The following is a 20,309-nucleotide window of genomic DNA, read 5'->3' as shown; positions in this document are numbered from 1 at the left end:
TTGGGGGGTTTGCTATCCCCGGTTCCCCAACCCGGAACCACCCCCCCCCCCCCCCCCCCCCCCCCCCCCCCCCCCCCCCCCCCCCCCCCCCCCCCCCCGCACCCGGATCGATCCGCTCCGAAGAGCTCCGCTCAGCCCGCGCTCGCCAGCGACAGCTTCGCCGCGAAGCCGAGGAACGCCGCGCCGGCGCCCGCGGACAGTCCGGCCGTCAGCCGCCTGCGTCGCCGGAAGGTCGCCGCCAGGAACGTCCCGCTGAAGATCAGGATCGACAGGTAGGTGAAGCTGAACAGCTGCGCCCAGGCGCCCAGCGTCAGGAACGACAGCACCGGGTGCGCGTAGGAGGGGTCCACGAACTGCACGAAGAAGGAGATGAAGAACAGAATCGCCTTCGGGTTGAGCAGGCTGACCACGAGCGCCCGGCGGAACGGCCGCTCGACGGCCTCCTTCGCCGCCTTGGGCGCCCCCTCCTTCCGCTCGGCCCGGCGCGCCTCCCGGCCGCGCCACAGCGCCCAGGCGCCGCGCAGCATCCCGACCGCGAGCCAGGTCAGATAGCCCGCGCCGGCGAACTTGACGACGGCGAACAGCACCGGACTGGTCTGCAGCAGCGAGGCCACCCCGCCCGCCGACAGCGTCATCAGCACCGTGTCGCCGCACAGCACACCGGCCGCCGCCCGGTACGCCACCCGGGGCCCGCGCCGGGCCGCCACCGACACCACGTACAGCGAATTGGGGCCCGGCAGCAGAATGATCAGCGCCAGCCCCACCAAATAGGTGGACAGATCCGTTATCCCCAGCATGGGCGGCAGGATCTCACCCCCGGATACCTCCGCCACCGGATTTTTCAGCATGCGGACTTGCACCTCACGCGGCGTGAGGACACATCGTGGAGGGCGTACCGAGAAGGGAGCGGATGTGAGCTATTCGGTAGGGCAGGTCGCGGCCTTCGCCGGCGTGACGGTGCGCACCTTGCACCACTACGACGAGATCGGACTGCTGCTGCCCGGCGAACGCAACCACGCAGGTCACCGCCGTTACGGCGACGCAGACCTGGACCGGCTGCAGCAGATCCTGTTCTACCGGGAGCTCGGCTTTCCGCTCGAAGAGGTCGCGTCCCTCCTGGACGACCCGGACACCGACCCGCAGGAGCACCTGCGGCGCCAGCACGAGCTGCTGACCGCGCGGATCGGCAGACTCCAGGAGATGGCCGCGGCCGTCGAACACGCGATGGAGGCACGCAGGATGGGCATCAACCTCACCCCGGAGGAGAAGTTCGAGGCCTTCGGGGACTTCGACCCCGACCAGTACGCGGAGGAGGTCGAGGAGCGCTGGGGGCACACCGACGCCTACAAGGAGTCGCAGCGCCGGGCGGCCACGTACACCAAGGACGACTGGAAGCGGCTGGCGGCGGAGTTCGACGCCATCCACCGCAAGATGGCCGACCTGCTCGCACAGGGGGTGCCGGCCGGCTCCGAGGCGGCGATGGACGTGGCGGAGGAGCACCGCCGGTTCATGGACGGCGCGTACTACACGTGCAGCCACGAGTTCCACACCTGCCTCGGCGAGATGTACGTCGCCGACGAGCGCTTCACGGCGACCTACGAGGCGATCAGGCCCGGTCTCGCGGTCTACCTGCGCGACGCGATCGTCGCCAACGCCGCCCGCCACCGGTGATCCGTACGGGCCGGGGGACCGCCTCCGGCCCGTACGGGCGGGCCGCCGACCGGGCTCAGCTCTTCGGCGCGATCACCACGGCCGTCCCGTAGGCGCACACCTCGGTGCCCACGTCGGCGGCCTCCGTGACATCGAAGCGGAACATCAGCACCGCGTTCGCGCCGCGCGAGCGGGCCTGCTCCACCAGCCGCTGCATCGCCTGGTTGCGGGTCTCGACGAGGGTCTTGGTCAGCCCCCGCAGCTCGCCGCCGACCAGCGACTTAAGGCCCGCGCCGATCTGGCTGCCGAGGTGGCGGGAGCGCACGGTCAGCCCGAAGACCTCGCCGATCACCCGATCCACGTGAAACCCCGGCACGTCGTTGGTCGTCACGACCAGGACGTCCGACTGCTCGTGCTGCCCACCGCCGTAGTCGTCGATACCCATGGGTGCGCACCTCCTTGTGGCCAGCATCACCCGGCCCCGGGGGCTCGGCCAGCGGTCGGGGAGCGGTCGGGTGGAGGCCGGCGAGGCACGCCTGGAACCACGGGGGGCCGCGCGGCGTTGATAGTTTTGGGCCGCACACGCGCCTGCAACCCCGTCGCTCGCACGATCCGGCGCCCTCGACCCAGGAGCCTTCACCCCGTGAATACTCTCGCGCTCGGCCCCCAGTGGCTGGACCCGGACTATCTGATCGCGACATTCGGCCTGATCGGCGTCCTGGTCATCGTCTTCGCGGAGTCCGGCCTGCTGATCGGCTTCTTCCTGCCGGGCGACTCGCTGCTGTTCACCACCGGTCTGCTGGTGACCACGAACAAGCTGGACAAGCCGCTGTGGCTGGTGTGCTCGCTGGTCGTGCTGGCCGCCGTCCTGGGCGACCAGGCCGGCTATCTCTTCGGCCGGAAGGTCGGGCCCGCGCTCTTCAAGCGCCCCGACTCCCGCCTGTTCAAGCAGGAGAACGTCGAGAAGGCGCACGACTTCTTCGAGAAGTACGGCCCCAAGTCGCTGATCCTGGCCCGCTTCGTGCCGATCGTGCGGACCTTCACGCCGATCGTCGCCGGTGTGAGCCGGATGAACTACCGCTCCTTCATCACCTTCAACATCATCGGCGGCACGCTGTGGGGCGCCGGCGTCACCCTGCTCGGCGCGCTGCTCGGGAACATCGAGTTCGTCCACAAGAACATCGAGATGATGCTGGTCGCGATCGTGCTGATCTCCGTGATCCCGATCGCCATCGAGTTCCTGCGCGCCCGCGGCAAGGCGAAGACGGAGCAGCCGGCTGCGGAGTCCGGCCCCGCGCGGGCGCACGGCGCCCCGGCGGAGCCCCGCCGCGGCCGGCACGCCAAGCGCTGACCCGCCACGGGCGGGCCCGTCCCGCCCGTCCGCACCCGCCTCCGGCAAGGGCACGGGCAGCCCGGCACCGCGCGGTGACCGGCTATGCACGCCCCGGGCAAGCGCGCCGACGCGGCATCAGGCATCGTGTCCTTGACCACCCCCCAGGAGGCCAACAAGGAGCGAAGACCTGTGGCGTCGGACCCACACGTATCGGAGCAGACAGGCGGACCCGAGGACCGCAAGCCCCTGTCGGACGAGGCGCACTCCGCCTTCACCCCGCCGCTCGGCGTCCCCTTGCCCCCGCCACCCGAGGAGGAGCACCCCACCTCCGAGTTCGCCCTCCCCACCGGCCTGCGCCCGGAGGCGCCCACTGAGCCGGAGGGCTCCGCTTTCGCACCACCCGGCAGCACCACCGGGCAGACCCCGCTGCCCGCCCCCGTCGGCGCCACCGCCCTCAGTCTGGCGTTCACCCCGCCGCACGGCATCCCCGCCGTCAGCCTCACCAAGGAAGCCCCTTGGCAGGACCGCATGCGGACCATGCTGCGCATGCCGATCCACGAGCGCCCGGTCCCCGAACGCGTGGAGCGCGGCGACGAGGAGACCGGCCCGGCCGTGCCCCGCGTGCTCGACCTGACGCTGCGTATCGGCGAGATCCTGCTGGCCGGCGGCGAGGGCGCGGAGGACGTCGAGGCCGCCATGTTCGGTGTCGCGCACGCCTACGGGCTGGAGCGGGTCGAGCCGACCGTCACCTTCACCCTGCTGTCGATCTCGTACCAGCCCTCACTGGTCGACGACCCGGTCACGGCCAGCCGGACGGTGCGCCGCCGCGGCGTCGACTACACCCGGCTGTCCGCGGTCTTCCGGCTCGTCGACGACATCACCTCCGAGGGCATCACCCTCGAAGAGGCCTACCGCGGTCTCGCCGAGATCCGCCGTAACCGCCACCCCTACCCGAGCTGGGCACTGACGGTGGCCTCCGGCCTGCTGTCCGGTGCCGCGTCCATGCTGGTCGGCGGTACGGCGCTGGTGTTCCTCGCGGCCGCGGTGGGCTCGATGCTCGGCGACCGGCTGGCCTGGCTCGCGTCCGGGCGCGGCCTGCCGGAGTTCTACCAGTTCGTGGTCGCGGCGATGCCGCCGGCCGCCGTGGGCGTCGCCTTCGGCCTGGCCCACGCCAATGTGCAGGCGTCCGCGGTCATCACCGGTGGGCTGTTCGCCCTGATCCCGGGGCGGGCGCTGGTCGCCGGCGTCCACGACGGGCTGACCGGCTATTACATCACCGCCGCCGCCCGCCTGCTGGAGGTCGGCTACCTCATCGTCGGCATCGTCGTCGGCGTGCTCAGCGTGCTCTACATCGGCCTGCAGCTGAACCCGGGACTCAAGCGGATCGACCCCGAGCAGGCACTGGGCATCTACAACGAGCCGCTGGTGCAGATCATCGCGTCGATGCTGCTGGCGCTGGCGTTCTGCGTGCTGCTTCAGCAGGAACGTTCCACCGTCGCCTTCGCGACCCTGAACGGAGGCGTCGCCTGGGTGGTCTACGGCGCGCTGGTCTACGTCGCGGGCATCAATCCGGTGCCCGCCACCGCCATCGCGGCCGGACTGGTCGGCCTCTTCGGCCAGTTGCTCTCCCGCTACCGCTATGCGTCCGCGCTGCCGTACGTCACCGCCGCCATCGGCCCGCTGCTGCCCGGTAGCGCCACGTACTTCGGCCTGCTCAACTTCGCCCAGGGCCACCTGCCGCAGGGCCTGACGTCCCTGGTCCAGGCCGCTTCGCTGGCGCTGGCCATCGCCGTGGGGGTCAACCTCGGCGCCGAGGTCGCCCGGCTGTTCCTGCGCGCACCCACCATCCAGGAGGAGGCCGGCGGCCGCCGCGCGGCCAAGCGCACCCGCGGCTTCTAGCACGCACCCCTCACGCACGACGGGCGGCAACCCGACTGGGTGCCGCCCGTTCGCGTAGGAAAATCAGCGCGTCAGTGCGCGCCGCCCTGCGCCTCGAGGCGCTTGAAGGAGGCCTCGATCTCGGCCTCGGCCTCGGCGCGGCCGACCCAGTTGGCGCCCTCGACGGACTTGCCGGGCTCCAGGTCCTTGTAGACCTCGAAGAAGTGCTGGATCTCCAGGCGGTCGAACTCCGACACGTGGTGGATGTCGCGCAGGTGCTCCACCCGCGGGTCGGACGCCGGGACGCACAGCAGCTTGTCGTCGCCGCCGGCCTCGTCCGTCATACGGAACATGCCGATGGCGCGGCACTTGATGAGGCAGCCGGGGAAGGTCGGCTCGTCCAGGATGACGAGGGCGTCCAGCGGGTCGCCGTCCTCGCCCAGGGTGTTCTCGACAAAGCCGTAGTCGGCCGGGTAGCTGGTCGAGGTGAAGAGTCGACGGTCCAGGCGGATCCGACCGGTCTCGTGGTCCACCTCGTACTTGTTCCGCGAACCCTTCGGGATCTCGATGGTGACGTCGAACTCCACGGGTGGCTCCTCCATGATCAACACATACGTCTGGTGATTAAGTGTCCCCCACGCAGGTGTGTGGTGGCGAAAGGGGCTGGTCCGAGGTGCCGGAGACCAGGACATGGCAGGTCAGATGGCAGTCGGTGCAGCGCTCCGCGCGGGCGGCGACCCGCGCGGCGGGGCAGCGCGCCCAGGCGGCGGCCGACGCCGCGCGGCAGGCCTGGCAGGCCATACCGCGCCACACCCAGCAAACCTGGCAGCTGACGGCGGTCTCCGCAGCCACCGGGCTGGCGGTCGCGATCGCCGCGGTGGCGGCGGCCGGCCCGTGGGACTCCGGTCAGCGTACGGCCGAGCGCGCGGAGGCGGCCGTGATGGACGGCGCCAGTGGCGAGCATCACGCCGCGGACCCCGGTTCCCGGCCCAGCGCACCGCCGGTGCTGCCCGCGCTCGGCGGCCCCACGACCGGTGCCGCGGGCGGCCGCGGCGCCGCCCCCGTTCCCACGAGCGAAGGGTTGGGCGACGCCCTCGACCCGCTGCTGGAGGACCCTGCGCTGGGCCCGCTGCGCACCGCCTCCGTCCTCGACGTGGCCGCGGGCCGCGAGGTCTTCGGCGCCGGCCAGACCAAGGCCGCCACCCCGGCGTCCACCGTCAAGATCGCCACCGCGGTCGCGGCCCTCGCCACCCGCGGCCCCGATCACCGCATCGACACCACCGTCGTCATGGGCGGCAGGAACCGCATCGTGCTCGTGGGCGGCGGCGACCCCACCCTCACCGCCCGCGCCCCCCGGCAGAGCACCGCCGACCAGCCCGCGAACCTGCGGACCCTCGCCGACGCCACCGCCCGCGCCCTCCGGCACCGCCACCTGACCAAGATCAGTCTCGGCTACGACGCCTCCGCCTACTCGGGCCCCGTCGAGCACCCCATCGGCCCCAACGAGAACCTCGCCCCGGTCACCGCGCTGATGGCCGACGAGGCGCGCCTGGACGACAGCGAGCACGGCCCCGCACCGCGTGAGGCGGACCCGGCCGACGCCACCGCCCGCACCTTCGCCGACCTCCTGCGCCGGCGCGGCATCTCCGTCGACGGCGAGCCCTCGGCCGCCAAGGCCCCCGCGCGGCCCGACCGCCTCGCCACCGTCCACTCCCTGCCGCTCTCCGCCCTCGTGGAGCGGATGCTCACCTACTCCGACAACGACATCGCCGAGGCGCTGGCCCGCCAGGCCGCCATCGGCTCCCGCCAGCCGGCCAGCTTCGCCGGCGCGGGCAAGGCCGTACGCACCGCACTGGCCCGCCTCCGCCTCCCCCTCTCCGGCGCCGTCTTCGCCGACGGCAGCGGCCTGGACCGCGCCGACAGGGTCAGCGCCGCCCTGCTCTCCCGCCTCCTGCTGACGGCCTCCGCCCCCGACCACTCCGCCCTGCGCACGGTGGTCACCGGCCTGCCGGTGGCCGCGTTCACCGGCACCCTCAGCAACCGCTACGCGGGCCAGAGCGCCGGCGCCGGCGCCGTACGCGCCAAGACCGGCACCCTCACCGGCGTGAACACCCTCGCCGGAACCGTCGTCGACGCCGACGGCCGCCTCCTGGTCTTCGCCTTCATGACATCCGGCACGACGGACGCGCAGGGCGCCCAGCGGGCCCTGGACAACTTGGCGTCGGCGGTGGCCAATTGCGGATGCCGCTAGGCGCTGCGCTTGACTGCTTCCCACGTTGTCGGCTGTCCCGCCGCGGTGGTTTGTCGCCGTTGCGCCTGCGGCGGGCTGTTGCCGCTGCGCGGGGCTTTTCGGCTGCCGGTGACGGGTCTGCGGGGTGGGGTGTCCGGACTGCTGCGCTTTACGTCCGGACACCCCACCCCGCAGACCCGCCCCCTCCCGTAGTGGGTGGGAGGAACCGGTGGGGGTGCCCGTAGGTCTTCGTGTGCCGGTAGCCGACGGATCCGATACGCCCCCACCGGCCTGTCTTCCCACCCACCCACGGGAGGTGACGGCCCTGCGGGGCAGGGGTGTGGGACGTAAAGCGCAGCAGTCCCGCACCCCTGCCCCGCAGGGCCGTCACCGCACCCCGAAAGCCCCGCGCAGCGGACCCCGCCCGCCGCAGGCGCAGCGGCGGGACGGCGCACGGCGCCGCAGCCAAAAACGTGGGAGGCGGGCAAAGCGCAGCGAAACGCGGATCGGCTTACCAGCCATCCCCGCAGCCCCGTACGGTGAACTCATGACGAGCATCGGTGGAGCCGAGATGGTCGACTGGAATCTCGCGGTGGCGACCGCGACCCGTTTCGTGCGGCCGGGCCCGGAGGTGAGCCGGGACGAGGCGCGGGCGATCGTCGCCGAGCTGCGCAAGCACGCCAAGGCCTCCGAGGCGCATGTGCGCGCCTTCACCCGGATGGCGCAGCCCGACGCGACGGGCGAGACGCCCCATGACACACCGGTGCTGGTCGTGGACCGGCCCGGCTGGATCAGGGCCAACGTGGCGGGGTTCCGGGCCGTACTCAAGCCGCTGCTGGCCAAGATGGAGGACCGTCGCTCGACGGTCCCCGGGGGCGCGGTGCTCGGTGCGGTCGGCGGCAAGGTGACCGGCGTGGAGCTGGGCATGCTGCTGTCGTTCCTGGCGTCGCGGGTCCTCGGCCAGTACGAGACGTTCGCGCCGGCCTCCCGGAGCCTGCCGGCCGCGGCCCAGGGCGGCAGGCTGCTGCTCGTGGCGCCGAACATCGTCCATGTGGAGCGCGAGCTGGAGGTCGAACCGCACGACTTCCGGCTGTGGGTGTGCCTCCACGAGGAGACCCACCGCACCCAGTTCACCGCCGTCCCGTGGTTGCGCGACCACATCGAGGGCGAGATCCAGTCGTTCCTCGGTGAGACCGACATCGATCCGGGCACCCTCCTGGAGCGGCTGCGCGAGGCCGCCCAGTCGCTGGCCGGCGCCAAGCCCGAGGGCGAGGAGGGCGAGGAGGGCCGCTCGCTCGTGGATCTCGTACAGACACCCGCGCAGCGCGAGATCCTCGGGCGGTTGACGGCCGTGATGTCCCTTCTGGAGGGGCACGCGGATTATGTGATGGATGGCGTGGGGCCCGATGTCGTGCCCTCGGTCGCCGAGATCCGGGAGAAGTTCCAAAAGCGGCGGGCCAGCGGTGCCGGCCGGCTCGACCTGGCGCTGCGTAAACTGCTCGGTCTGGACGCCAAGCTGCGGCAATACCGCGACGGCGAGCGCTTTGTGCGTGCGGTCGCGGAGGAGGTCGGCATGGACGGCTTCAACCGGATCTGGACATCGCCGAACACGCTCCCCACCAAACAAGAGATCGCCAAACCGGCGGACTGGATCGCGCGGGTGCACCGCAAGGCGGACGGGGCACCGTAGAGGAACGTTGTGAGCTGGGCACGCCGCGTGGCAGAAGAGCGCCCCTTCAATCACCCGTCTGAGGGACCGTTGGCGATGGATAGGCGTGCAATGCTCGGGGAACCGCTCGCCTCTGTCACCATCTAGGCACTCTGTGTGACGAAAACGCCCTCACCGGCTGAGGCTCCCCAGCTGAACGATTGGAAACGGACATGGGTCCCCATCCAGCGGTCGCCGCGATACGCCTGGCGGTCCGCCGCGTACTCCACGACGTGCTCACCCACCACTGCGCACAGGACCGGCACGAGCCCCCGCTCGTGCTCGCCGCGTGCTCCGGCGGCGCCGATTCGATGGCGCTCGCCTCCGCTCTCGCTTTCGAGGCCCCCAAGCTGGGCGTCCGCGCCGGGGGCGTCACCGTCGACCACGGCCTTCAGGAGGGCTCCGACCTCCGCGCCGCCGAGGTCGCCCTGCGGCTGCGGGCCCTGCGGCTCGACCCCGTAGAGGTCGTCGCCGTCACCGTGGGCCGCGAGGGAGGCCCCGAGGCCGCCGCCCGGGACGCCCGCTACGCCGCCCTCGACGCCACCGCCGAGCGCCACGGCGCCGCCGCGATCCTCCTCGGCCACACCCGCGACGACCAGGCCGAGACGGTGCTCCTCGGTCTCGCCCGCGGCTCCGGCACCCGCTCGCTCTCCGGGATGGCCGCGAGCTCCGGGACGGGCGGCCGCTACCGTCGCCCCTTCCTGGACGTGGACCGCCAGACCGCCCGCAAGGCCTGCCTGATCCAGTCGCTGCCCGTCTGGGACGACCCGCACAACGCCGATCCCGCCTACACCCGCTCACGGCTGCGCCACGAAGGGCTGCCCGCCCTGGAGAAGGCGCTGGGCAAGGGCGTCGTCGAGGCGCTGGCCCGTACCGCCCAGCTCTCCCGCGACGACGCCGACGCGCTGGACGCCTGGGCCGCCGCGGCCGAGGGCACGGTCCTCGACGACTCCGGCACCCTCGACGTCGCCGCCCTGTTCGCCCTGCCGCCCGCGGTCCGCCGCCGGGTGCTGCGCCGGGCGGTCATCGCCGCCGGCTCCCCGGCCGGTTCGCTCTTCGCCCGCCACATCGAGGAAGTGGACCGGCTGATCACCGCCTGGCGGGGGCAGGGGGCCATCAACCTCCCCGGGCGCGTGGGTGTCCGCCGGCAGGGTGGCAGACTGGTCATTCGGCAGGGCTGAGCCGCAGAAGCTCCCCGGCCTGTGAAGTCCCACGACTTCTGCAGTCTCACGACTGGCGTGAACACCGAACCGAGCGAGAGTGGCACGGGTGGACGACAAGGACATGGGCGCCGACCTTCAGTCGGTACTCATCACCAAGGAAGAGATCGACGCGAAGCTGGCGGAGCTGGCTGCGAAGATCGACGCGGAGTACGCGGGCAAGGACCTGCTCATCGTCGGTGTCCTCAAGGGCGCCGTGATGGTGATGGCGGATCTGGCGCGTGCGCTGTCCACCCCCGTCACGATGGACTGGATGGCCGTGTCCTCCTACGGCGCGGGCACCCAGTCCTCCGGTGTGGTCCGCATCCTCAAGGACCTGGACACCGACATCAAGGGCAAGCACGTCCTGATCGTCGAGGACATCATCGACTCCGGTCTGACGCTGTCGTGGCTGCTGTCCAACCTCGGCTCGCGCGAGCCCGCCTCCCTGGAGGTGTGCACGCTGCTGCGCAAGCCGGACGCGGCCAAGGTCGCCATCGACGTGAAGTGGATCGGCTTCGACATCCCCAACGAGTTCGTCGTCGGCTACGGCCTGGACTTCGCGGAGAAGTACCGCAATCTGCCCTTCGTCGGCACCCTCGCCCCGCACGTCTACGGCGGCTGAGACCGTCACTTCCGACCGGCGGGAACCCTTTCGGGTCTCCCGCCGTTGGAGCAGGGTGAGCGGAATCCTCGGCTGCATGTTCACTCCCGGCGCAGGCGCCGGGTGACAATGCTGGGGTACCGTCCGAAGGCAGTTCTTTTTCGGGCCAGTAATACACCGTACGCACGACCAGCCCTCAGAGGGCGTTGTGCCTCACTGTGGCAGGAGGGACGGGGCCGTTGACGGCTCCGTATGGATGGACGTGAAGCGATACTTCCGTGGGCCGGTCATGTGGATCGTGCTGGCCGTCCTCGCCGTGGTCGTGTTGATGCAGGTCGTCGGCTCGTCCGGCGGCTACAAAACGGTGGACACCGGTCAGGTCGTCAAGGCGATCGCTGACAACAAGGTGAAGTCCGCCGAGCTGACGACCGGTGACGAGAACAAGATCAAGGTCGAGCTGTCCGGCTCCAACAAGGTCGACGGCTCCAACAAGATCCAGGCAAGCTACATCGGCGACCAGGGCGTCGATCTGGCGAAGAACCTGCAGGCCAAGTACCAGACCGGCGAAATCAAGGACGGGTACACCGTCTCCCCGTCGAAGCAGAACCCGTTCGTCGGTGTGCTGCTCTCGCTGCTCCCCTTCGTCCTCATCGTGGTCGTCTTCCTGTTCCTGATGAACCAGATGCAGGGCGGCGGCTCCCGGGTGATGAACTTCGGGAAGTCGAAGGCGAAGCTGATCACCAAGGACACCCCCAAGACGACGTTCGCCGACGTCGCCGGGTCGGACGAGGCCGTCGAGGAGCTCCACGAGATCAAGGAGTTCCTGCAGGAACCGGCCAAGTTCCAGGCCGTCGGCGCCAAGATCCCCAAGGGCGTGCTGCTGTACGGCCCGCCCGGAACGGGCAAGACGCTGCTGGCGCGCGCCGTCGCCGGCGAGGCGGGCGTCCCGTTCTACTCGATCTCCGGCTCCGACTTCGTCGAGATGTTCGTCGGTGTCGGTGCCTCCCGGGTCCGTGACCTCTTCGAGCAGGCCAAGGCGAACGCCCCGGCGATCGTCTTCGTCGACGAGATCGACGCCGTCGGCCGGCACCGCGGTGCGGGCCTGGGCGGTGGCCACGACGAGCGCGAGCAGACCCTCAACCAGCTCCTGGTCGAGATGGACGGCTTCGACGTCAAGGGCGGCGTCATCCTGATCGCCGCCACGAACCGTCCGGACATCCTCGACCCGGCGCTGCTGCGCCCCGGCCGCTTCGACCGGCAGATCGCCGTCGACCGCCCGGACCTGCAGGGCCGTCTGGAGATCCTCAAGGTCCACCAGAAGGGCAAGCCGGTCGCGCCGGACGTCGACCTCTCGGCCGTCGCCAAGCGCACCCCCGGCTTCACCGGTGCCGATCTGTCGAACGTCCTGAACGAGGCCGCGCTGCTGACGGCCCGGAGCGACGAGAAGCTGATCAACAACCACTTCCTGGACGAGGCGATCGACCGCGTCGTGGCCGGCCCGCAGAAGCGGACCCGGATCATGTCCGAGAAGGAGAAGAAGATCACCGCGTACCACGAGGGCGGACACGCCCTGGTCGCGGCGGCCTCACCGAACTCCGACCCGGTCCACAAGATCACGATCCTGTCCCGCGGCCGGGCCCTGGGCTACACCATGGTCCTGCCCGACGAGGACAAGTACTCCACCACCCGCAACGAGATGCTCGACCAGCTGGCGTACATGCTGGGCGGCCGCGCGGCGGAGGAGCTGGTCTTCCACGACCCGACCACCGGTGCCGCGAACGACATCGAGAAGGCCACGGCCACGGCCCGCGCGATGGTCACGCAGTACGGCATGACCGAGCGGCTCGGCGCGATCAAGTTCGGCACCGACAACTCCGAGCCCTTCCTGGGCCGTGAGATGGGTCACCAGCGCGACTACTCCGAAGAGGTCGCCGCGCTGGTCGACGAGGAAGTCAAGAAGCTGATCGAGACCGCGCACAACGAGGCGTGGGAGATCCTGGTCGAGAACCGCGACATCCTCGACAACCTCGTGCTGACGCTCCTGGAGAAGGAGACGCTCAACAAGGAGGAGATCGCCGAGCTCTTCAAGCACGTGGTCAAGCGCCCGGCTCGCCCGGCGTGGACCGGCTCGTCGCGTCGTACGCCCTCCAGCCGCCCGCCGGTGCTGTCGCCCAAGGAGCTGGCCCCGGCCAACGGCTCCGTGACGACGACGGCCACCGTCTCGACGGAGAAGGCGGAGGCTCCCGAGGAGCCGCGCACGGAGAGCTGATCTTCCCCGGGCCATCCGGCCCCCGGAATAAATGCCGCGCCCCTCAGGTTTAGCCTGGGGGGCGCGGCATTTCGCGATTCCACCCGCGCTGCTGAGCGGGCGCAGAAGGAACGAGGCACCACATGACCGACCCTGTGACGCTGGACGTCGACGGCAAGATCGGCACGTTCGACGAGAAGCGTGCGGAGAACGCCGTTCGCGAGCTGCTCATCGCGGTGGGCGAGGACCCGGACCGCGAGGGGCTGCTGGAGACGCCGGCGCGGGTGGCACGGGCGTACAAGGAGATCTTCGCCGGCCTGTGGCAGAAGCCGGAGGACGTGCTGACGACCACCTTCGACCTGGGCCATGACGAGATGGTGCTGGTCAAGGACATCGAGCTGGTCTCCAGCTGCGAGCACCACCTGGTGCCGTTCGTCGGTGTGGCGCACGTCGGCTACATCCCGTCCACCGACGGCAAGATCACCGGCCTGTCCAAGCTGGCCCGGCTGGTCGATGTCTTCGCCCGCCGTCCGCAGGTCCAGGAGCGGCTGACGACGCAGATCGCGGACTCCCTGATGGAGATCCTGGAGCCGCGCGGCGTGATCGTCGTCATCGAGTGCGAGCACATGTGCATGACAATGCGCGGGGTGCGGAAGCCGGGTGCCAAGACCACGACGTCGGCCGTCCGCGGTCAGCTGCGGGACGCGGCGACGCGGGCCGAGGCCATGAGCCTGATACTGGCGCGCTGACGCCCCGGGGGCGATTCCGTCGCGGCGGGGACGTGTTCCGCCGCGACGGCCGCTGCCGTCAGGCCTTCAGACGGCTGCCCATCCACTCCAGGGCCGCCGGGATCTCGCGGCGCCAGGTGTTGAAGTTGTGGCCACCGCTGTCGAGGATGATCGACGAGATGCGGGTGGGCGACTTCGTCTCCTCGATGAAGCGCAGCGTGTGCCGGTAGTTGCTCTCGCCCTGCTTGCTGCTGGTGACCAGCAGGTTCACCGGCGGGGCGGGCATGTTGCGCTGCCGCCACAGCAGGTTGTTCTCCAGCTCCAGCCGCTTGCTGCCGCCGAAGAGGGGGCCGGTGGTGGCGTCCAGCGGCGCCTTGTAGGAGCCGGAGAGGGAGACCGCGGTGGAGTACGCCTCGGGGTGGCGCATGGTCATCTTCAGTGCGCAGTAGCCACCGGTGGAGTCGCCCATGACTCCCCAGTTCTTGGCCTCGCGGCCTATTCGGTAGTGCCCGGCGATATCCGTGCGCAGGTCCTTGGTGAAGAACGTCTCGGTCTGCGGGCCGTTCGGTATGTCGACGCACTCGGTGTCGCGGGGCGGCGCCACGGTCGGCCGCATCATCACCAGCACGGTCGGCTGCATCTTGCGCTGTTTGAGCAGCTCGTGCTGGGTCTGCGGGAAATGCAGCTTCTTGTACAGGGCCTCCGCCGTGCCGGGGTAGCCCGTGAGCACCAGCGCCGCCGGGAATTTCTTCTTCGCGTATTTCTTCTGGAAGTACTGCGGCGGCAGATACACGAATGCGGGGCTGGCGATCTTGGAATGCTCGCCCTGGATCAGCACCTTGTCGATCCGGCCGGCGGCCGCGGGCCGGGAGCCGTTCTGGACGCTGATGCGCTCGGTCCCCAGCATCCGCAGCTTGGTGCCGTTCGGCCCGGTCTGGTAGTTCGTCACCACACCCGGCTCCTGCTCCTGGCCGAAGAGGTCGGCCCAGGACGCGTAGAAACCGAAGGAATTGTTGGCGGACAGGCCGACCGCCGCGAACACGGAGAGCTGGGTCGCCAGCAGGAGTCCGACGCGTCCCAGGACCGCGCGCCAGTTCCCCTTGGACAGGCGCGGCCAGAGCCAGATGGTGAGGATGAAAAGTGCCACCGCGACGAGGACGGCAAGAAGCAGCACTTTCTTGCTGGTGAGACCCATGAGGTGCTTTCTTCCGGGCGGCCGGGCCATCCCCTGCCGCTATGGGAACCCCGAGCCCTGAAACGCCGTCATACAGGGCGCAAAAAGTCCAGATGCTGCGACAAGGCTCGCACGTTCTCTCGACCGGGGCGACGGGAAAGTGATGTCTGACAGGCTAGATGGCGAAAAGTCGGGGAAGGTTGCGTGGCGCACGCCACGCTGGCTCCGTGGCCCGCGACCGGAGTCGGTGCCGGGGGTCGTCGGAACGGCCGGAGTGGTCGTCGGCCTGTTGAACCTGGCCGCCGGGGTGTTCCCCAGGTTCCGGCACAGCCGGGTGCACGCCCTTGCCGAGGTGCTGCCGGGCGCGGTGAGCCCGCTGGCGGCCGCCGCCTCCATCGTCGTCGGCATCCTGCTGCTCCTGCTGGCCCATGGACTCAAACGGCGTAAGCGGCGGGCCTGGGGTGCGGCCGTGGCGCTGCTGCCGGTGGGGATCGCCGCTCAGCTGGTGTACCGCCACTCCGTCTTCGGAGCGCTGCTCTCGCTGGCGCTGCTGGTGTTCCTGGTGTGGCACCGGCGGGAGTTCGCGGCACTGCCCGACCCCCGCAGCCGCTGGAAGGCGGTGGCCAACCTCGTCGTCCTCGGCGGCGCCGGCTTCGCCATCGGCATGGTGATCGTCAGCTCCCACCCCCACAAGATCGTCGGCTCGCCGTCCTTCTGGGAGCGCGCCCAGCACGTCCTGTGGGGCCTGTTCGGCTTCGAGGGCCCGGTCGGCTACACCCACCAGGTCGACTACACCGTCGGCTACTCGCTCGGCGCGCTGGGCCTGCTGACCGTGGCCACCACCGCGTACCTCGCCTTCCGCCCCGAGCACCCGGCGGCCCGGCTGACCGACGAGGACGAGCGGCGGCTGCGCGAGCTGCTCGCCCGGCACGGCGGCCGGGACTCGCTCGGCTACTTCGCGCTGCGCCGGGACAAGGGCGCGGTCTTCTCCCCGTCGGGCAAGGCCGCGGTCTGCTACCGGGTCATCTCCGGCGTGATGCTCGCCAGCGGCGACCCGATAGGGGACGTCGAGGCCTGGCCGGGCGCCATCGAGCGCTTCATGGAGGAGGCGCGGGCGCACTCCTGGACGCCGGCGGTCACCGGCTGCAGCGAGACCGGCGGCCAGGTGTGGACCCGGGAGACCGGTATGGACGCCCTGGAGCTCGGCGACGAGGCCATCGTGGACGTGGCCGACTTCACCCTCTCCGGGCGCGCGATGCGCAACGTGCGGCAGATGGTCAAGCGCATCGAGCGCAACGGCTACGAGACGCGGGTGCGGCGGGTGCGCGATCTGGACCCGGCCGAGCTGGCCCGGATCCAGCAGGCCGCGAACGCCTGGCGGGACACCGACACCGAGCGCGGCTTCTCCATGGCGCTGGGCCGGATCGACGCCGTGGCCGACGGCGACGCGGTGATCGCCACCGCGCATCTGCCCGTCGCCGAGGGCGAGGAGCCGGGCCCCTACGGCGATCTGAAGGCGATGCAGCACTTCGTGCCGTGGGGCGACAACGGGATCTCCCTGGAGCTGATGCGGCGTGACCGCGGCGCCGACCCCGGCATGAACGAGCTGCTGATCGTCGCCGCGCTGCAGGCCGCACCCGACCTCGGCATCAAGGAGGTGTCGCTGAACTTCGCGGTCTTCCGCTCCTCCCTGGAACGAGGTGAGAAGCTCGGGGCCGGTCCGGTCATCCGGGTCTGGCGAGGCATGCTGATCTTCCTGTCCCGCTGGTACCAGATCGAGTCGCTCTACAAGTTCAACGACAAGTTCCGGCCACGCTGGGAGCCCCGCTTCGTGGTCTTCCGCAACAGCCGTGACATCCCGCGCATCGGTCTGGCGGCGCTGCAGGCCGAGGGCTATCTGGAGCTGCGCCTGCCGCGCGTACTGCGCCGCGCGAACGCCGCCGAGCCCCGGCCGTGCGTGCATACGGTGGAGCCGGTCCACACGGCGGGTGCGGTCGAGCGGGCGGCCTGACGGGCCCCGGCCCGGCCGCCTGAGCAGGGCGCCCGCCCCGCGCCACGAGGGCCCGGCGGCGGGTGCGTACCCGCACGCGACGGCCGCAATCCGGCCGGTCGGCACACGGCCTACGCTGGTGCCATGAGTACCTTGCGTGGCCGGGTGGCCGGACTGCCGGACTGGGACCGCTGCGCGGTGATGGGCGTCGTGAACGTGACGCCCGATTCGTTCTCCGACGGCGGCGAATGGTTCGACACCGAACTCGCCGTCAAACACGGTCTCGACCTCGTGGCGCAGGGCGCCGACATCGTCGACGTGGGCGGCGAGTCGACCCGGCCGGGCGCGGCGCGGGTGGACGAGGCCGAGGAGCTGCGCCGGGTCGTCCCGGTCGTCCGGGAGCTGGCCGCGGCCGGAGTGGTGGTCTCCGTGGACACCATGCGCGCGTCGGTCGCCGAGCAGGCGGTCCAGGCCGGGGCGCGGCTGGTCAACGACGTCAGCGCGGGCGCCGCCGACCCGGCGATGGTGCCGGTGGTGGCCGCCCACCACGTCCCGTTCGTCGTGATGCACTGGCGCGGCCAGTCCATCGACATGAACAACCGCGCCGTCTACGGGGACGTGGTCGCGGAGGTCGTCGAGGAGCTCGGGCAGGCCATGGACCGCGCGGTGTCCGGCGGCATCGACCCGGACCGGATCGTCATCGACCCGGGACTGGGCTTCGCCAAGGAAGCCGGGCACGACCTGGCGCTGGTCGCCCAACTGGCGCGGCTGCGGGCACTGGGCCGGCCGCTGCTGGTGGCGGCTTCGAGGAAACGGTTCCTGGGCAGGGTGCTGGCAGGCGGCGAGGGAGCCGCCCCGCCGCCGGCCCGGGAGCGGGACGCCGCGACGGCGGCGGTATCGGCGATGGTGGCGCGAGAGGGGGCCTGGGCGGTGCGGGTGCACGAGGTCAGGGCGAGCGCGGACGCGGTACGGGTGGCCCGTGCCGTGGAGGGTGCGGCGGCGTCCGCCAAGGGGGACGCGGCCGGTACGGCCGCCGCGGGCACGACGGACGGGACGACGGCGACCACGACGGGAGCGGTGTGAGCGGCTTGGGCCCACGGACGGACATCGAGCTGGTCGAGCAGGCGAACACGACCCTGTACGAGACCATCGAGCGCGGCGATCACGAAGCGCTGTCCGAGCTGTGGCTGGACGGTCAGGTGAGTGTGGTCCACCCCGGCTGGCCGGTGTTGCGCGGGCGCGGCGAGGTGCTCCGCTCGTACGCCCTGATCATGGCGAACACCGAGTACATCCAGTTCTTCCTCACGGACGTCGAGATCGATGTCATCGGCGACACCGCGCTGGTGACCTGTACCGAGAACATCCTCAGCGGCGGCCCCGCCGAGGACGACGGCTCGGTGGGGCCGCTGATCGGCCAGCTGGTCGTCGCGACCAACGTCTTCCGTCGCACGGAGGACGGCTGGCGGGTGTGGTCGCACCACGGCTCGCCGGTGCTGGCGGACCGCGAGGACGAGGAGGACGAGGAAGGGGAGGGCGAGGGCGACGAGGACGCCCTGTGAGCACGTCCTCGTGCGTGCCGGGTGCCTACGCCCGCCGAGCGGGCCGTCCCAGGAGCAAGGGCATCTCCTCAGGGCCGGGCGGGGCGGCGTGTGAGCCTTGCCATGGCCGCCCGCCCTTGCGCTCACGGCGATGGCCTGCGCAAAGCGTCAGCGGCGGGCGTCAGCCGTCCGGGCGGGGGCGCACCCGTTCGAGCCAAGTGCGGCACGGGTAGGGGTGGGGCGTGGGCAGGGGGGTAAGAGGCCGCGCGGACGATCTCCCGGCCCGCGGGGTGCGCCGCGCCTAGCAGCAGGTCGGGGTCTTGTCCATAGCCCCCGTGGGCGAGGACTGTCGGTGCTCGAAGGTAGATTCGATGGCGGGGCAGTGTTGCCGGATCGCTCCGGCGCCTGCCCGGAACCGACGATCAGTGGCGCCAGAGGTGCCGTGGACCAGTGGGAGTGATTCGCGTGGATCGTGTCGCGCTGCGTGGGCTGAAGGCCCGGGGCCACCACGGGGTTTTCCCCCGTGAGCGCGAGGAAGGCCAGACCTTCATCGTCGACCTGGTCCTCGGCCTCGACACCCGCCAGGCGGCCGCCTCCGATGATCTAGCGAAGACCGTGCACTACGGGGTCGTGGCCGAGGAGGTGGTGGCCGTCGTGGAGGGCGAGCCCGTCGACCTCATCGAGACCTTGGCCGAGCGCATCGCCGACCAGTGCCTCAAGCACGCGGGCGTGCAGGAAGTGGAGGTGGTGGTGCACAAGCCGGACGCGCCGATCACCGTCCCCTTCGACGACGTGACCATCACCATCACTCGGAGCCGAGTATGAGCAGCAGTGACCCGACCGTACAGCCGGTGCCCGCCTCGGTGGTGGAGCAGGTTGACGCCGCCGACGTGACGCTCTCGAACCCCAAACGCGCCGTGATCTCCCTCGGCAGCAACCTCGGCAACCGCCTGGAGACCCTCCAGGGGGCCGTCGACGCGCTGGAGGACACCCCCGGCCTGCGGGTCAAGGCGGTCTCCCCGGTGTACGAGACCGAGCCGTGGGGCGTGGCACCGGGCAGCCAGCCGTCGTACTTCAACGCCGTGGTGCTCATCAAGACGACGCTGCCGCCGGACTCCCTCCTGGAGCGCGGACACGCGATCGAGGAGGCCTTCGAGCGGGTCCGCGACGAGCGCTGGGGCCCGCGCACCATCGACGTGGACATCGTCGCCTATCAGGACGTCCTCTCCGACGACCCGCGGCTGACGCTGCCGCACCCGCGCGCCCATGAGCGGGCGTTCGTGCTGGTGCCGTGGCACGACATCGACCCGGAAGCGGTGGTCCCCGGGCGCGGCGCGGTGGCCGAACTCCTCTCGTCGATCGGCCACGACGGCGTGGCGCCGCGGGCCGATCTGGAACTGCGGCTGCCGGAGTAGCCGTTAGGGTTGCGGGTCGGTTCCCTGCGGGAGGCATGCGTACGGAACGGACAGCGCGGCCATAACGGCAAGATGGTCGTGACGGCAGGGATGGTCATGACGGTGCGAGGGGCGATCGCTCGGTGAAGCAGCTACACATCAAGGTGCTGGTCGGGCTGTTTCTGGCGGCCGGGGTGCTGGCCTGGGGCGGCGCCCGGCTGTGGGACTCGTTCGGGACGCTGCCCAGCGTGCCGGTGGCCGCGCCGATCGTGCTCGCGTTGATCGCCGCGGTGCTCGCCGCCACCGCTCTCTCGCTCCGCTCGCGGCTGCGCGCCCAGCGTGAGCGCCGGCCGGGTGCGAAGGGCGTCGATCCGCTGGTGGCCGCCCGGGCGGTGGTCTTCGGGCAGGCGAGCGCCCTGGTGGCGTCACTGGTCGCGGGTCTCTACGGCGGCGTCGGCGTCTTCTTGCTGACCGCCGGGCTCGATGTCGCAGCGCGCCGGGACCAGGCGATCTACGCCGGTCTGTCGGTGGTCGCCGGGGCGGCGGTGGTCGCCGCGGCGATCTTCCTGGAGCGGGTGTGCAAGCTCCCCGACGACGAGGGAAACGGCGGGGTGGACGCCGCGGTGTGACGCCGC

19 protein-coding genes are annotated in these 20,309 nt (G+C 71.1%); 15 read left to right on the top strand and 4 right to left on the bottom strand.

Going from position 1 to position 20,309, the window contains the following annotated elements; translation table 11 throughout:
- Positions 1 to 131: 131 nt before the first annotated feature.
- Entirely contained in the window at positions 132 to 797 is a 666-nt protein-coding gene (leuE, locus tag AC0680_RS05785; protein WP_478625718.1) for a leucine efflux protein LeuE, read from the bottom strand.
- A 115-nt stretch (positions 798 to 912) separates the two neighbouring features.
- Here leuE and AC0680_RS05780 point away from each other — a divergent pair, with 115 nt between their 5' ends.
- Positions 913 to 1,671 (top strand): MerR family transcriptional regulator, encoded by a 759-nt coding sequence (locus AC0680_RS05780; RefSeq protein WP_478625251.1) that lies wholly within the window; start codon positions 913 to 915, stop codon positions 1,669 to 1,671.
- A 55-nt stretch (positions 1,672 to 1,726) separates the two neighbouring features.
- Here the strand turns inward: AC0680_RS05780 and AC0680_RS05775 are convergent, their stop codons facing one another.
- Positions 1,727 to 2,095, bottom strand: a complete 369-nt coding sequence (locus AC0680_RS05775; protein WP_478625248.1) for a YbjQ family protein — start codon at positions 2,093 to 2,095, stop codon at positions 1,727 to 1,729.
- 198 nt (positions 2,096 to 2,293) lie between these two features.
- Between AC0680_RS05775 and AC0680_RS05770 the strand changes: the two genes are divergently transcribed.
- A complete protein-coding gene (locus tag AC0680_RS05770) occupies positions 2,294 to 3,001 on the top strand; it encodes a DedA family protein (protein WP_478625245.1) in 708 nt (235 codons plus the stop codon).
- A gap of 171 nt (positions 3,002 to 3,172) precedes the next feature.
- The gene (locus AC0680_RS05765; RefSeq protein WP_478625243.1) at positions 3,173 to 4,882 is read left to right on the top strand and encodes a threonine/serine exporter family protein; all 1,710 of its coding nucleotides are present in this window, start codon (positions 3,173 to 3,175) and stop codon (positions 4,880 to 4,882) included.
- Positions 4,883 to 4,953: 71 nt separating this feature from the next.
- Here the strand turns inward: AC0680_RS05765 and AC0680_RS05760 are convergent, their stop codons facing one another.
- Positions 4,954 to 5,448 carry an inorganic diphosphatase gene (locus tag AC0680_RS05760; protein WP_017949744.1) on the bottom strand — a complete coding sequence of 165 codons (495 nt, stop codon included), beginning with the start codon at positions 5,446 to 5,448 and terminating at the stop codon, positions 4,954 to 4,956.
- Between the two features lie 86 nt (positions 5,449 to 5,534).
- On the opposite strand from AC0680_RS05760, the gene dacB reads away from it, so the two are divergent.
- From dacB to folE, 6 genes are all read left to right on the top strand, one after another.
- Positions 5,535 to 7,112: a D-alanyl-D-alanine carboxypeptidase/D-alanyl-D-alanine endopeptidase gene (gene dacB, locus AC0680_RS05755; protein ID WP_478625240.1), complete on the top strand. Its 1,578-nt coding sequence runs from the start codon at positions 5,535 to 5,537 to the stop codon at positions 7,110 to 7,112.
- Positions 7,113 to 7,638: 526 nt separating this feature from the next.
- Positions 7,639 to 8,781, top strand: a complete 1,143-nt coding sequence (locus AC0680_RS05750; protein WP_478625238.1) for a zinc-dependent metalloprotease — start codon at positions 7,639 to 7,641, stop codon at positions 8,779 to 8,781.
- A gap of 191 nt (positions 8,782 to 8,972) precedes the next feature.
- Positions 8,973 to 9,980 (top strand): tRNA lysidine(34) synthetase TilS, encoded by a 1,008-nt coding sequence (gene tilS, locus AC0680_RS05745; protein ID WP_478625236.1) that lies wholly within the window; start codon positions 8,973 to 8,975, stop codon positions 9,978 to 9,980.
- 103 nt (positions 9,981 to 10,083) lie between these two features.
- Positions 10,084 to 10,623, top strand: a complete 540-nt coding sequence (hpt, locus tag AC0680_RS05740; protein WP_384428194.1) for a hypoxanthine phosphoribosyltransferase — start codon at positions 10,084 to 10,086, stop codon at positions 10,621 to 10,623.
- A 235-nt stretch (positions 10,624 to 10,858) separates the two neighbouring features.
- Entirely contained in the window at positions 10,859 to 12,871 is a 2,013-nt protein-coding gene (gene ftsH / locus AC0680_RS05735) for an ATP-dependent zinc metalloprotease FtsH (protein ID WP_384428053.1), read from the top strand.
- Between the two features lie 122 nt (positions 12,872 to 12,993).
- Positions 12,994 to 13,599: a GTP cyclohydrolase I FolE gene (gene folE / locus AC0680_RS05730; protein ID WP_384428055.1), complete on the top strand. Its 606-nt coding sequence runs from the start codon at positions 12,994 to 12,996 to the stop codon at positions 13,597 to 13,599.
- 58 nt (positions 13,600 to 13,657) lie between these two features.
- On the opposite strand, the gene AC0680_RS05725 is transcribed toward folE, so the two are convergent.
- Positions 13,658 to 14,773, bottom strand: coding sequence for an alpha/beta hydrolase (locus AC0680_RS05725; protein WP_478625233.1), 1,116 nt, complete (start codon positions 14,771 to 14,773; stop codon positions 13,658 to 13,660).
- 142 nt (positions 14,774 to 14,915) lie between these two features.
- Between AC0680_RS05725 and AC0680_RS05720 the strand changes: the two genes are divergently transcribed.
- The 6 genes from AC0680_RS05720 to AC0680_RS05695 all read left to right on the top strand — a co-directional run bounded on the left by AC0680_RS05720 (position 14,916) and on the right by AC0680_RS05695 (position 20,303).
- Complete coding sequence (locus AC0680_RS05720; RefSeq protein ID WP_478625231.1) at positions 14,916 to 16,763, top strand: phosphatidylglycerol lysyltransferase domain-containing protein; 1,848 nt, start codon at positions 14,916 to 14,918, stop codon at positions 16,761 to 16,763.
- A gap of 123 nt (positions 16,764 to 16,886) precedes the next feature.
- Positions 16,887 to 17,825, top strand: coding sequence for a dihydropteroate synthase (folP, locus tag AC0680_RS05715; RefSeq protein WP_478625229.1), 939 nt, complete (start codon positions 16,887 to 16,889; stop codon positions 17,823 to 17,825).
- A 5-nt stretch (positions 17,826 to 17,830) separates the two neighbouring features.
- Positions 17,831 to 18,301, top strand: coding sequence for a nuclear transport factor 2 family protein (locus tag AC0680_RS05710; RefSeq protein WP_384491681.1), 471 nt, complete (start codon positions 17,831 to 17,833; stop codon positions 18,299 to 18,301).
- Between the two features lie 444 nt (positions 18,302 to 18,745).
- Entirely contained in the window at positions 18,746 to 19,105 is a 360-nt protein-coding gene (gene folB / locus AC0680_RS05705) for a dihydroneopterin aldolase (RefSeq protein ID WP_384428063.1), read from the top strand.
- Entirely contained in the window at positions 19,102 to 19,695 is a 594-nt protein-coding gene (gene folK / locus AC0680_RS05700) for a 2-amino-4-hydroxy-6-hydroxymethyldihydropteridine diphosphokinase (protein WP_478625228.1), read from the top strand. Before folB ends, folK begins: the two co-directional genes overlap by 4 nt.
- A gap of 122 nt (positions 19,696 to 19,817) precedes the next feature.
- Positions 19,818 to 20,303 carry a DUF3180 domain-containing protein gene (locus AC0680_RS05695; RefSeq protein ID WP_478625227.1) on the top strand — a complete coding sequence of 162 codons (486 nt, stop codon included), beginning with the start codon at positions 19,818 to 19,820 and terminating at the stop codon, positions 20,301 to 20,303.
- Positions 20,304 to 20,309 lie beyond the last annotated feature (6 nt).

The organism is Streptomyces sp. NPDC043738, assembly GCF_056436545.1.
Note: the sequence above shows the minus strand (reverse complement) of the source record. Positions and strands in the feature narration are given on the sequence as shown.